At 66.2% G+C, this 11,390-nt stretch carries 15 protein-coding genes; 4 read left to right on the top strand and 11 right to left on the bottom strand.

Annotated features, from left to right (window positions below; genetic code table 11):
* Positions 1-298: 298 nt before the first annotated feature.
* The 9 genes from I6F38_RS42260 to I6F38_RS42220 all read right to left on the bottom strand — a co-directional run bounded on the left by I6F38_RS42260 (position 299) and on the right by I6F38_RS42220 (position 6,163).
* Positions 299-1,063, bottom strand: coding sequence for a serine acetyltransferase (locus tag I6F38_RS42260; protein WP_225164554.1), 765 nt, complete (start codon positions 1,061-1,063; stop codon positions 299-301).
* Between the two features lie 153 nt (positions 1,064-1,216).
* Complete coding sequence (locus tag I6F38_RS42255) at positions 1,217-1,708, bottom strand: DUF2852 domain-containing protein (RefSeq protein ID WP_076827785.1); 492 nt, start codon at positions 1,706-1,708, stop codon at positions 1,217-1,219.
* 130 nt (positions 1,709-1,838) lie between these two features.
* Complete coding sequence (locus I6F38_RS42250; RefSeq protein WP_092087570.1) at positions 1,839-2,540, bottom strand: TetR/AcrR family transcriptional regulator; 702 nt, start codon at positions 2,538-2,540, stop codon at positions 1,839-1,841.
* A 121-nt stretch (positions 2,541-2,661) separates the two neighbouring features.
* Positions 2,662-3,192 (bottom strand): dihydrofolate reductase family protein, encoded by a 531-nt coding sequence (locus I6F38_RS42245; RefSeq protein ID WP_225164553.1) that lies wholly within the window; start codon positions 3,190-3,192, stop codon positions 2,662-2,664.
* Between the two features lie 194 nt (positions 3,193-3,386).
* Positions 3,387-3,752 carry a YciI family protein gene (locus I6F38_RS42240; protein ID WP_028341377.1) on the bottom strand — a complete coding sequence of 122 codons (366 nt, stop codon included), beginning with the start codon at positions 3,750-3,752 and terminating at the stop codon, positions 3,387-3,389.
* A 90-nt stretch (positions 3,753-3,842) separates the two neighbouring features.
* A complete protein-coding gene (locus tag I6F38_RS42235; RefSeq protein WP_092087574.1) occupies positions 3,843-4,268 on the bottom strand; it encodes a YciI family protein in 426 nt (141 codons plus the stop codon).
* Positions 4,269-4,423: 155 nt separating this feature from the next.
* Complete coding sequence (locus I6F38_RS42230; protein ID WP_225164552.1) at positions 4,424-4,840, bottom strand: YciI family protein; 417 nt, start codon at positions 4,838-4,840, stop codon at positions 4,424-4,426.
* Between the two features lie 134 nt (positions 4,841-4,974).
* The gene (locus I6F38_RS42225; RefSeq protein WP_057016222.1) at positions 4,975-5,346 is read right to left on the bottom strand and encodes a nuclear transport factor 2 family protein; all 372 of its coding nucleotides are present in this window, start codon (positions 5,344-5,346) and stop codon (positions 4,975-4,977) included.
* Between the two features lie 145 nt (positions 5,347-5,491).
* Positions 5,492-6,163: a glutathione S-transferase family protein gene (locus I6F38_RS42220; RefSeq protein WP_225164551.1), complete on the bottom strand. Its 672-nt coding sequence runs from the start codon at positions 6,161-6,163 to the stop codon at positions 5,492-5,494.
* Positions 6,164-6,591: 428 nt separating this feature from the next.
* On the opposite strand from I6F38_RS42220, the gene I6F38_RS42215 reads away from it, so the two are divergent.
* Positions 6,592-7,380, top strand: coding sequence for an SDR family oxidoreductase (locus I6F38_RS42215; RefSeq protein WP_225164550.1), 789 nt, complete (start codon positions 6,592-6,594; stop codon positions 7,378-7,380).
* Positions 7,381-7,536: 156 nt separating this feature from the next.
* Here the strand turns inward: I6F38_RS42215 and I6F38_RS42210 are convergent, their stop codons facing one another.
* Together I6F38_RS42210 and cobS are read right to left on the bottom strand one after the other, a co-directional pair.
* Positions 7,537-8,103, bottom strand: a complete 567-nt coding sequence (locus I6F38_RS42210) for a histidine phosphatase family protein (protein WP_225164549.1) — start codon at positions 8,101-8,103, stop codon at positions 7,537-7,539.
* 70 nt (positions 8,104-8,173) lie between these two features.
* Positions 8,174-8,926, bottom strand: coding sequence for an adenosylcobinamide-GDP ribazoletransferase (gene cobS / locus I6F38_RS42205; RefSeq protein WP_225164548.1), 753 nt, complete (start codon positions 8,924-8,926; stop codon positions 8,174-8,176).
* Positions 8,927-9,104: 178 nt separating this feature from the next.
* Between cobS and cobT the strand changes: the two genes are divergently transcribed.
* From cobT to I6F38_RS42190, 3 genes are all read left to right on the top strand, one after another.
* Positions 9,105-10,118: a nicotinate-nucleotide--dimethylbenzimidazole phosphoribosyltransferase gene (cobT, locus tag I6F38_RS42200; protein WP_225164547.1), complete on the top strand. Its 1,014-nt coding sequence runs from the start codon at positions 9,105-9,107 to the stop codon at positions 10,116-10,118.
* A gap of 177 nt (positions 10,119-10,295) precedes the next feature.
* Positions 10,296-10,586 (top strand): hypothetical protein, encoded by a 291-nt coding sequence (locus I6F38_RS42195; protein WP_225164546.1) that lies wholly within the window; start codon positions 10,296-10,298, stop codon positions 10,584-10,586.
* A gap of 113 nt (positions 10,587-10,699) precedes the next feature.
* Complete coding sequence (locus I6F38_RS42190; RefSeq protein WP_225164545.1) at positions 10,700-11,122, top strand: hypothetical protein; 423 nt, start codon at positions 10,700-10,702, stop codon at positions 11,120-11,122.
* The last annotated feature ends 268 nt before the right edge of the window (positions 11,123-11,390 follow it).

Here is an 11,390-nt window from a genome sequence, read left to right as displayed (position 1 = left end):
TCCAAAAATGCTATCGCGGTATCGCATGCTCGGCCTTCTGTGTCTCGACAACCAGAAAAGGCCGATTTGCCTCGGTCTTGCCGAGCATGCACCGCGACATAGTGAATCATTCCCCGGACAGCCCTGCTTGCGGGGGAGGGTTGGGAGAGGGGCGCACTTGCTCCGCATCCAGTTAGAGCGGCGACACCTGCTGCGCGCTGATGCAACAGCATCATCCAATCTCTGACACCACGCCCGGGGCCACCCCTCTCCCCAACCCTCTCCCGCAAGGGGAGAGGAGCCTGAGAGGGTGCTCACCTCACGAAAACGTCCCCGCCTCCGCGCAATTGGTCAGCCGCGCAGGCACGCCGATGGCGGTGCAGCCGGCGGGCACATCCGTCGTCACCAGAGCGCCGGCGCCGATCCTGGCGAAATCGCCGATGGAGAGATGTCCGATCACCGTGGCGCCGGCGCTGAGCAGCACGCCGTGGCCGATCTTCGGCGCGCGGCGCGGATCATCCTGATGCCGCGCGATGGTGACGTTCTGCAAAATCGTGACCTCGTCGCCGACCGAGGCCAGCGCGCCGATGATGATGCCGGTGCCGTGATCGAGGAAAACCGCGGTTCCAATCCGGGCCGACGGGTGAATGCTGATCTGCAATTGGTCCGCCGTCGCGCTTTGCATCATGAGCGCAAGGTCGGGGCGGTCCTGGCGCCACAGCCAGTTCGACACCCGCCAGGCCTGCAGCGCGACGAAACCCTTGAAGTTGAGCAGCGGCGGCAGGAAGCCCGTGATCGCGGGATCACGGCGCACGATGGCCGTGAGATCGGTGGCCGCGGCATCGACCAGCACGGGCTCGGCCGCATAGGCTTCGCGGGCGGTCCGCGCGAACTGCGCGCGATCCCCTTCCGCGCGGCTGATATGCCGGCCGATCAGAAAAGCGAGCGCACCGCCGAGGTCGCCCTGATCGAGGATGAAGGCGGCCGACGCCTCGAGGAACGGATCGGCCGCGATCGCCGCCTCCGCCTCGCGCCGGATCGCAAGCCAAAGCTCGCCGGCCGTCACTGTCGCTGATCCCGCCATGGTCTTCACCTCATCGTCCGGATCCCAAACGATAGAGTGGGCGTCACCATCCCAAAATGCAAACCGCCCGCTTGCTCATCGCAAACGGGCGGCTCAGGGCCATCAGGTTCTATGGGGGCACATCGCCTGAAGGCTAGCTGTTGCCTCGCGTGATCAGCTCTGCGGCGGCTGGTCGGTCGGCGGGGTCGGACGGGTCTTGTGCTGCGCCATGAAGGCGTCGAACTCTTCCTTGTCCTTGGCGTGGCGCAGGCGATCGAGGAAGTTCTTGAACTCGACCTGCTCCTCCTCGAGACGGCGCAGCGTATCCTGGCGGTACTCGTCGAAGGCGCGGTTGCCGCTGGAGGGCGGACCGAAGCCGCCGAACGGGAAGCCGCGGCGCTCCATGCGGCTCTTCATCCGCTCCATCTTGTCCTGCATCCGCTCCATCTTGTTCTGCCAGCGATCCATGTCGTTGTGACTCCAACAGGCCATCTTTCTGCTCCCGAGTGTGAAAAAGAGAAGGGCGAGGCCGATCGGCCACCAGATCATGAAGCCAAGGATGATCCCGGCGATCTTCAGGGGATGCCACGGCGTCGCGTAGAAGTAGGGACGGTAGGGCTCTTCGACGGGGCCGCGCCAGCGATTGACATCAGCGGTGTAGGCCATTTCCTTCTCCATCACGGCATCACGCCGTTGTGAATGTAAATAACATTTACATAGGTAGCCGATCCCTTGGGAAAGTCAAGCAGCGCGGGTGACGCACCCCTCGGATTATTTTTGGCTTGGCCGTTGAACCTTATTTCGGCTTACCCCACGGACCGGCCGGCTTGTCGTCGGCGGCCGCGGTTCCAGGCCGGCGGTCGGTCGGGAAGCCGAGGCCGCGCAGATAGATCAGCACTTCGGCCTCGAGCAGATCCTCCGGCGACATCGGCAGCTTGCGCCGCGCGGCATCGCCGCGGCCGAACAACGAGGCGACGCCGTGCGACATTGCCCAGATGTGCAGCGCCATCATCATCGCCGGCGGACGCGGCATGCCGGGCGGCGCCAGTGCCGCGAGCCGTTCGGCAGCGGCGCGGATGATCGCGAAGGCGCGCTCGCTTGCGGCCATCAAGGTTGGATTGGAATCGACCGGCAGGCCGGATTCGAACATCGCGGAATAGAACGCGGGCTCCTCGCGGGCGAAGGCGAGATAGGCCTTGCCGACCCGCTCGAACGCCGTGACGGTGTCGGGGCGGCCGTCGTCCCAGGCCTGCGTCAACAGCGATTCGAACTGCTCGAAACCGCGCTGCGCGATGCTGGCGATCAGCTCGTCACGGTCGCGGAAGTGGCGGTACGGCGCGGCCGGGCTGACGCCGGCCATCCGCGCGGCATCGGCGAAGGTGAAGCCGGCCGGCCCCTTCTTCGAGATCAGGTCGAGTGCGGCCTGCAGCAACGCCTCTTTGAGATTGCCGTGATGATAGCCGCGCTCGGCGCGGCCTTGGTCCTTGCGCCAGCTCATGTGAACGGCTTTTACATGAGCCGGCGGTAAAGGTCACTAGCGGGGCGGCGGCGCGTCAATCAAGATTAACGGACCAGTCAGTCGGGGGCTTCCGCGCAACGCCGTCAGGCACGCTGCATGACTAGGCGGGGACGTAGGTCAACCTGATCGTGTTTTCGCCGATCCGGTCGCTTGCCACCAGGCGGAGCGGCGCGCGGGGCCCGATGAAGAATGGCTTGCCGCGCCCGAGCACGATGGGCCGGAGGTACAGTCGATACTCGTCAATCAGGCCAAGTTCGGTCAGACTCCCCGCCAGGTCCGGCCCGGCGACTTCGATCTCCCCGTCGAGCCGAGCCTTCAGCCCGCGCACCGCCGCCTCAACGTCCCCCTCGACCAGTGTCGCGTTGGGTCCGACGGATTTCAGCGAGCGCGACACGACCCACTTTGGCCGTCTCCGCCACACTGCCGCATAGTCGCGCTCCTCTGCATCCCAATCAGGAAGGTCGTCGTCCCAATAGCGCATCACCTCGTACATGCGTCGGCCGTACAACATGCCGGCCACGCTGCGCACCTGCTCGATGAAATGACGAAAGAGCCCGGTGTCCGGCACCATCGCCTGATGATCGACATAGCCGTCGAGCGACTGGTTCAGTCCGAAGACAAGCTTCGCCATGGCGCAAGACCTCCACTCCAGGGCTTTCAGATTTGCTCGGGCCGGCGTGACCTGGACACGAAGTCGGCCACTGGCGAGCGGAGGCCCTCTCCGCGAGTGACACAGTGGAGAGGGCCTCCATCCGCCGCGCTGCGCGCGACGACCTCCCCCGCGAGCGGGAGAGGTTCAGGGAGCCCATGGCCCAAAACGATTGCCTATCGGCCCGGGATCGGCAGCACCGGCATGATCTCCACGGCTTCGCCCGGGAAGATCGAAAAATGCGGGTGGTTCTCGAACAGCTTTGCCGCCGCTTCATGCGAGGGCGCGCGCACCACCGTGAAGCCGGTCATCAGATTGGCGATGTCGGTGACGCCGCCCTGCCCGACCTTCTTGGTCTTGCCGAGCGGTCCGCCCATCTCGACGATCACGTCATGGTGCTTTTCGACCCAGGCGCCCCAGGCCGCCATGCCCTGCTGCTCCTTGGCGCGCCGTTCGGCCTCGGGCAGCGCGTTCCAGGCTGCCATCCGCGAGCCGGTGCTGCCGCCACCGAGATAGACCGCGAGGAAGGTGTTGGTGCTCATCTTGCGTCTCCGTTGTAGTCGTTGCTGGTTGACGATGGTTAGTGATGCGATGCCGCAGTGCGGCAGCATCGCGACTTGGATCATGCGGTGTCAGCGCAGCGCCTTGCCCCAGCCGCCCTGCGGATGCTCGAAGGTCGCGGCGGCCTGCTGCACCTCTTCGGAGAAATCTGCCATCTCCTGCACCTGGCGGATCTCGATCATCTCGTTCGCGGTGGCCGGGCACTTGCTGGCCCATTCGATTGCCTCGGCGCGCGAGGCGACCTCGATCATCCAGAAGCCGCCGATCACTTCCTTGGCCTCGGTGAACGGGCCGTCGATCACGACCGGCACGCCGGTGTCGAACTTGACGCGCGCGCCGGCAGCCGGCGGATGCAGGCCTTCCAGCGTGATCAGCACGCCGGCGTCCTTCAGCGCCTGATTGTACCGCATCATCGCGGCGACCCGTTCGGGGTCGAGCTCGAGCTTGGCCGGCGCGGACTCGTAGCCGAGCGGGATCATCAGCATCATGAAACGCATTGGTCGGATTTCCTTGCCTGTTGAATCACTCGCAATCTTCACCCTCGTCATGCCGGGAAGCCCCACGCGGCGCCGGCCCGGAATCCATGACTTGCGACGGTGATCATGTATTCGGAGCGCATCGCCGGCGCGATATCGCGGAATGACCTCGGGTGTCATTTCCTGCCCACCTGCGCGCGCAGGCGCTCTCCCCGCTCGCGCAGCTCGGGCGTCAGCGCCTCGCCGAAATCCTCCGCGGCAAACACCTGGCGGATTTCGATCTCGGAGCCGCCGTCGAACGGCGCGCGCTTCATCCAGTCGATCGCTTCGTCGAGCGACTTGGTCTCGATCAGCCAAAAGCCGGCGACCAGATCGCTGCTCAGGCCGAACGGGCCGCGCGACACCATGCTTTGCCCGCCGGCATATTTGACGCGGGCACCCTTGCTGGTCGGATGCAGCCCCTCGCCGGCCTGCATCACGCCGGCCTTGACCATCTCCTCGTTGAACTTGCCCATCGCCGCAAGCAGCTCGGTGCTCGGCATCACGCCGGCCTCGGTGTCCCTGTTCGCCTTCACGATCACCATGAACTTCATCGTCCTGCTCCGTTGTCTTGTTCAGCTGCTTTGCCGGTATCTCCGGTGCTCGTCTCAAGGACGACGCGGGGCTTGCCACGCCGACAGGCCAAGCGAAATTATTTCGGAGGTCATTGCATCGCGCGCCACAGCCCTCAGCGGTCCTGCCTGACAAGTTCGCCGTCCTGGTGCGAGGGGCCGAAATAGACGTCGATGCGCGACACCTTGTCGCCGTCGAACACGAAGAACTCGGTGTTGCGAAAGCTCTTGCCGTCACGCGCGACGCAGCGATAGGTGACGAAGGCCTCGACGCCGTCGACCATGATGCGCTCGATCTCGTGGCGGCCGATCCAGCCGGAGTCGCGCCAGCACTCGGCGAAATAGGTCGGCTTGTCGATGTTCTCGCCATAGGGCGTCGAGAAGCGGAAATCCTCCGCGAACGCCGCCTCGACGCTCGCGCGGTCATTGGCGAGATAGGCGGCGAAGAGGGAGCGGATGATCTCCGCCCTGTTGCCAGCTGCAGCCATGTCGTCTCCCACACGTATTGCCCGGGCCTCCGGAGCGACCAGCGCTCCGGAAACCCGGGCCACAGGGAGATGACGAACGGGGCGGCGCGAAAGCGACATCCCGCCACGATTTATTTTTTGGAACCGGGTCGGAGGCCGGCTGGCGTCAGGTTTCCCGCGGGAACATGCCGAAATAGGGCTCGGCCTCCTTCAGGACGCGCGCGAAGGACGGCCGCGCCATCAGCCGCTCGAGATAGGCGGCCAGATGCCGATGGCCATCTCCGAACGGCTCGACCTTGTTGCCGTAGAACATCGTCGGCGCGGCGGCGCAATCGGCCAACGAGAAATGCTCGCCCATCATCCAGCCGCCACGCGCGCGTTGCTGATTCAAGATCAGTTGCTGATCCAGGATCGCATAGGAGGTGCGGAGTTGCGCCCGCGCCTCGGCGACGCCGTGCGGATCCTTGCTGTCCGCAGGCCGCAGCCGGTCGCCGACGACCTTCTGCATCGGCAGGTGGACATAGAGATCGAGGAAACGATCACGCAGCCGGGTCTGCAGCGCGAGATCCGGATCCTCGGGGATCAGCCTGACGGCACCGGGATAATGCCGGTCGAGATATTCGATGACGATGCTCGATTCCGGCACCGTCTCGCCCCGCGTCTCGTCGCGGAGCACCGGAAAACGGCCGATCGGCGACAGCGCGAGCAGCGCCGCGCGCTCGGCGGGATCGCCGAGATTGACCATGTTCGGCGTGAACGGCGTGCCGTTCTCGTAGAGCGCAATCAGCGCCTTCCAGCAGAAGGAGGACAGCGGGTGGTAATGCAGGGTAAGCGACATCGGAACTCCATCATGGAATGAGTGACCGAAGGACGAGGCCGGGACCGCCCTTCCGACATCTCTTGCCGCGATTTTTTTCGTATGGATACTTTTCGTATGGATACTTATTGCGGTCGGCGGGCGTGGAGACCCAAGCATCGAACGCGACGCACATTCATCGAGGACGCGAGACGCGCCTTCTTCCCATGTTGAAAGAGTATAGAACGGCCGTCGCACCCATGTCATTGCGAGCCAACGGGTCGCGCGAAAGCGCGCCCGATAACAGGCTCCGCGAAGCAATCCACCTCGCCACACGGGAAGAATGGATTGCTTCGTCGCTATCGCTCCTCGCAATGACGGCCGAGCCAGTTGAGCGCCTCTCAGGTTGACATCACCAGGTAAAGGTCGCAGACGGTCGGGATTTCCTGCCCGAACCGATGGACCATCCGATGAATCCCGCTTCCCCCAAAGTCGCACTCGTGACCGGCGCCGCGCGTGGCATCGGGCTTGCCGCGGCGAAACGCTTTCTCGCCGACGGCTGGCGCGTCGCGCTGCTCGACATCGAGGGTAAATTGCTGCGCGCGGCGGTCGCGGCGCTGAAGCAGCCCGACGACACGCTGGCGCTCACCTGCGACGTATCAGATGCCGCTGGCGTGGCAGCCGCGATCTCTGCGATCACGGACCGCTTCGGCCGGCTCGACGCGCTGGTCAACAATGCCGGCATTGCCGTGTTCACGCCGGTGCTGGAGACCTCGGACGCCGACTGGAGCCGGATCATGGCGGTCAACCTCACCGGCCCGTTCCTGTGCACCAAGGCGGCTGCGCCTGTGATGCGCGAGCATGGCGGCGGTGCGATCGTCAACATCACCTCGATCTCGGCGGTGCGCGCCTCGACGCTGCGCTCGGCCTACGGCACCAGCAAGGCCGGCCTTGCGCATCTCACCAAGCAGCTCGCGGTCGAGCTCGCCTCGCTCGGCATCCGCGTTAACGGCGTCGCGCCCGGGCCGGTCGAGACCGCGATGGCCAAGGCCGTCCACACGCCGGAAATCCGCGCCGACTATCACGACGCCATCCCGCTCAACCGCTATGGGCTGGAGGAGGAGCTGGCGGAAGCGATCTTCTTCCTGTGCTCGGATCGCGCCAGCTACATCACCGGCCAGATCCTCGCCGTCGACGGCGGCTTCGACGCCGCCGGCATCGGTCTGCCGACCCTGCGCGGCGCGCGACGGAATGGGTAGACTCAGCGATACACTCACTCCATCTCCGTCATCCTGAGGAGGCCGCGAAGCGGCCGTCTCGAAGGATGGACGGCCCCGCTGGTGGCCGTCGACCCTTCGAGACGCGCTACGCGCTCCTCAGGGTGACGGAATTGCTAGTGCCGCTGAGTGACTAAATTAGCGCTCGTTCACCGCGACCACGCGCCAGGCATTCGGCAGCCGGTCGATCCGCGTCAATGACAGCGGATCGATGACGAAGCGCAGCGCGAGCTCCGGGGCAAGCTCGAGCGCGATCGCAAGGATCGCGCGAATGGTGCCGGAATGCACGACCAGTACGACATCGCCGGACGGCAGACGCGCGAGCCCTGCCCGCGCCCGAGCGATCTGATCGGCAAAGCTTTCGCCGCGCGGCGGCCGGTTGCTGCCCGGCGATTGCCAGAACGCGCGATAGGCCGCGCCGAGCTCGGCTTCGATCTCGCTGTGACGCCGGCCGGTCCAATCGCCAAAATCCTGCTCGCGAAAGCCGTCGTCCTCCGTTGCAGTCAGGCCGAGCTTTGCTGCGGTCTCACGGGTGCGCCGCGCCGGGCTGCAGACCGCGCGAGCGTGGGCCGGCAGCCTCGCCTGCAACGACGCGAATGCCGCGGCATCGCCGAGGTCGGCGGGCGCATCCGGCGCGTGGATCACGCCGCGCGGACCGTCCACCGGCGCATGACGGATCAGCCAGAAACGCGTTTCGCGATCCATGTTCCGCTCACGCTTTCATTTTGACGCGTTTTTCTTCACTGAGCCGGTCTCCACTTCGCTCGAAAATGCACTAACCTAACCGCGCCGCGAGCAGCACCAGGATCGCGGTTTCCGCGACCTGCTCCGCACCGCCAAGCACATCGCCGGTCTGGCCACCGATCTGCCGCTTTGCCACGAGCGCCATGACCAGCGCGCACACAGCGGCGGGGATCGCCGCCAGTAGCGCGCTGCTGAACGGCAAGGCGAGGATTGCGATCAGCAGCGCGATGCCGGCCGCGACCACGGCAATGGTCCCATCAGGCCTTCCGGCATTGGCGGCGAGCCCGTCCTTGCGCGCGTAAGGCTGGCTGATCGCAATCCATGGCAGCACGCCGCGGCCCAGCGCGTGCGCCGCGATCAGGCTCTGCACCACAAATCCGTTCGGAAGTGCAGCCAGCGCCGCGAGCTTGGCGGCAAAGCTCACCACCAGCGCCAGCGCGCCGTAAGTGCCGAGCCGGCTGTCACGCATGATCTCGAGCTTGGCCGCGACATCGCGGCCGCCGCCGAACCCGTCGGCGACATCGGCGAGCCCGTCCTCATGCAGCGCGCCGGTGAGCAGCGCACCGCCGCCGAGCGCGAGCGCCGCGGCGGCGAGATCCGGCACACCGATCGCCCGCAGCAGCAGGCAAAACAGGCCGATCCCCGCCCCGATGGCGGCCCCGACCAGGGGAAACAGCCGCTGCGCCCGCGCAAAGCTCTCCGTCCGCGCGCCGTCCGGATGCGGCATCGGCAGGCGGGTCAGGAAGGCGGTCGCGGTCCGGAGATCGTCGAGCCATTGATTCATGGTGAAGGCCTGGAAATTGGGCTAAAGCGCGACGAGATCGGGCTCGATCTGATCGCGCTTTAGCTTCTTGTTAGGGCATGATCTCCGCGCAAATGCTACGCATTTGTCGCGAGGGAAAACCGCTTCACACATTTCCGGATCATGCATTAGCTTGCGGCCCGCTCGACGAGGGAATCGCATGCAGTTCAGTACTCTAGACGACATCCGCGGCTTTTGTCGCGACCTGCCGCAGGGCGACGAGGCCAGTGCCGCGGCCGCCACGCAGCGCCAGCAGAACCTGACCAAGCCGCCGGGAAGCCTCGGCCGCCTGGAGGAGGTTGCGATCTGGCTGGCGCGCTGGCAGCGGCGTGAGATGCCCCGGCTCGACCACGTCACGATCGCCGTGTTCGCCGGTAATCACGGCATCGCCGAGCGCGGCGTCTCTGCCTATCCCTCCGAGGTCACCGCGCAGATGGTGGCGAACTTCGCCGCCGGCGGCGCTGCGATCAACCAGATCGCCGGGCTTGCCGGCGCCGAGCTGCACGTCGAGCCGCTCGAGCTGGCGCGGCCGACCCGCGATTTCACGACCGGACCGGCGATGGACGCCGCCGATTTCCTCGTCGCGCTCGATACCGGCTGGCGCACGGTGCCCGAGCAATGCGATTTGCTCGTGGTCGGCGAGATGGGCATCGCCAACACCACGGTCGCCGCGACGCTGTGCGCCGCCTTGATGGGCGGGCGCGGCGTACGCTGGGCCGGCCGCGGCACCGGCGTCGACGATGCCGGGCTGATACGCAAGCGCACCACGATCGATGCGGCGCTCAAGCTGCATCGCGGCGCGATCGACGATCCGCTCGCCACCGCGATGTCGCTCGGCGGACGCGAGCTCGCGGCGATCGCGGGGGCCGTGCTGGCAGCGCGCGCACGCTGCATTCCGGTGCTGCTCGACGGCTTCGTGGCGACAGCGGCGGTGCTGCCGCTGGCGCGGCTTGCGCCCGATAGCCTCGCGCATTGCCGCGCCGGACATGTGTCGGCCGAGCTTGGCCACCGCGAATTGCTGCGCGAGCTCGAGCTCGCTCCCTTGCTCGACCTTAACATGCGGCTCGGCGAAGGCTCCGGCGCGGGGGTTGCGATCCTTTTGTTGCGGGCGGCGCTCGCCTGTCATGGCGGCATGGCGACCTTTGCCGAGGCCGGCGTCTCCGGCGCTGACTGAGGCTCCCGGAGAGCCGGAGGGTTCCCTCAAAAAAGCCGGTGCATAGCGTCGGTGCGGGTCGACAATCTTCGCGTGTGCAGCATGACCTCTGCGCGCTGGAGGCCTAACCTTCGCAGCGGTGGGACGCCGGCCGGCGTCTCAGCCGTGCTGAACCAGATACCGGGGAGAAATCACCTCATGTCGGGCGTTCTCATCAATCTGATCATTCAGGTCATCAGCGGAGCCGTCGGCGGCAATGTCGCGGCGGGAGCGGCCAAGAACATCGATCTCGGCACGCTCGGTAACACCATCGCAGGCGCCATCGGCGGCGGCGCGGGCGGACAGCTTCTGGGCATGCTGATCCCGCTGCTCGCCAATTCCAGCGCGACGCCTGACATCGGCAGCATCATCGGCCAGGTCGCCGGCGGCGGCGTTGCCGGCGCCGTGCTCACTGCGATCGTGGGGGCGCTCAAGAACCGCGCGGCCTGAGCCACGTGTTGTCGCGACCGGGACATCGGTCTTGACGATGCCCCATTCCGGCGCAAGCCTTCCGGCTTGAGATGCGGCGGCATCTCGATCGCATCGTGGCAGGGATTGCGCGCATGAAAATACTTGTCGCGGCGGCAGCTTTCTTCGCAACGGTTAGCTGCGCGCAAGCCGATGTTCGTATCCTCGCCAGCCCCGGCGGGCAGGTCGGCCCGTTCATCGAGCTGTTCGACAAGGTGCGCGAATCGGGCGAGCGCGTCGTGATCGACGGGCCCTGCCTGTCGGCCTGCACCCTGGTACTCTCGATGGTGCCGGGCGACCGCATCTGCGTGACGCGGCGCGCCGTGCTCGGCTTCCACGCCGCGCGCTCGATCGACCAGCGCGGCCGCACCTATGCAGAGCCGGAAGCGTCCGTGGCGGTGCTGCAAGCCTATCCGGCACCGGTGCGCGGCTGGATCGCCCGCCGCGGCGGCCTGACCTCGCGCCTGCTATTGCTGCGCGGCCGCGAGCTCGCGGCGATCTATCCGCGGTGCAGGTGAGATTTGCAGCTTGTAAAGTGTCGTAGCCCGGATGAAGCGAAGTGCAATCCGGGGGACTGACGGCGCGGATTGGGTGCCCCGGATTTCGCTGCGCTCCATCCGGGCTACGGGTCCCATCCCGTCATCCTTGTAAGTCAGGAGGCACTGGATCGGATAGAGTGTCCGGTGCGGTAACGGACGGGAGACCGCTTCATCCCAGGGCTTTGAAGCCCGGACCTCAGCGCGGCGCCCCGTCCGTTGTTCCATTGAACCCGAACAGTCGCGAGGG

Origin of the sequence: Bradyrhizobium sp. BRP56, assembly GCF_020194035.1 — a bacterium.
GTDB classification, from domain to species: domain Bacteria; phylum Pseudomonadota; class Alphaproteobacteria; order Rhizobiales; family Xanthobacteraceae; genus Bradyrhizobium; species Bradyrhizobium australafricanum.
Note: the sequence above shows the minus strand (reverse complement) of the source record. Positions and strands in the feature narration are given on the sequence as shown.

Bases quoted from the DNA above. Each gene is read 5' to 3' on its own strand.
- I6F38_RS42240 (WP_028341377.1), bottom strand. From the start codon at position 3,752: ATGAGCACCAACACCTTCCTCGCGGTCTATCTCGGTGGCGGCAGCACC.
- cobS (WP_225164548.1), bottom strand. From the start codon at position 8,926: ATGAATCAATGGCTCGACGATCTCCGGACCGCGACCGCCTTCCTGACC.
- I6F38_RS42190 (WP_225164545.1), top strand. From the start codon at position 10,700: ATGAAAATACTTGTCGCGGCGGCAGCTTTCTTCGCAACGGTTAGCTGC.
- I6F38_RS42215 (WP_225164550.1), top strand. From the start codon at position 6,592: ATGAATCCCGCTTCCCCCAAAGTCGCACTCGTGACCGGCGCCGCGCGT.
- I6F38_RS42250 (WP_092087570.1), bottom strand. From the start codon at position 2,540: ATGAGCTGGCGCAAGGACCAAGGCCGCGCCGAGCGCGGCTATCATCAC.
- I6F38_RS42195 (WP_225164546.1), top strand. From the start codon at position 10,296: ATGTCGGGCGTTCTCATCAATCTGATCATTCAGGTCATCAGCGGAGCC.
- I6F38_RS42245 (WP_225164553.1), bottom strand. From the start codon at position 3,192: ATGGCGAAGCTTGTCTTCGGACTGAACCAGTCGCTCGACGGCTATGTC.
- I6F38_RS42225 (WP_057016222.1), bottom strand. From the start codon at position 5,346: ATGGCTGCAGCTGGCAACAGGGCGGAGATCATCCGCTCCCTCTTCGCC.
- I6F38_RS42220 (WP_225164551.1), bottom strand. From the start codon at position 6,163: ATGTCGCTTACCCTGCATTACCACCCGCTGTCCTCCTTCTGCTGGAAG.
- cobT (WP_225164547.1), top strand. From the start codon at position 9,105: ATGCAGTTCAGTACTCTAGACGACATCCGCGGCTTTTGTCGCGACCTG.
- I6F38_RS42210 (WP_225164549.1), bottom strand. From the start codon at position 8,103: ATGGATCGCGAAACGCGTTTCTGGCTGATCCGTCATGCGCCGGTGGAC.
- I6F38_RS42230 (WP_225164552.1), bottom strand. From the start codon at position 4,840: ATGAAGTTCATGGTGATCGTGAAGGCGAACAGGGACACCGAGGCCGGC.
- I6F38_RS42255 (WP_076827785.1), bottom strand. From the start codon at position 1,708: ATGGCCTACACCGCTGATGTCAATCGCTGGCGCGGCCCCGTCGAAGAG.
- I6F38_RS42260 (WP_225164554.1), bottom strand. From the start codon at position 1,063: ATGGCGGGATCAGCGACAGTGACGGCCGGCGAGCTTTGGCTTGCGATC.
- I6F38_RS42235 (WP_092087574.1), bottom strand. From the start codon at position 4,268: ATGCGTTTCATGATGCTGATGATCCCGCTCGGCTACGAGTCCGCGCCG.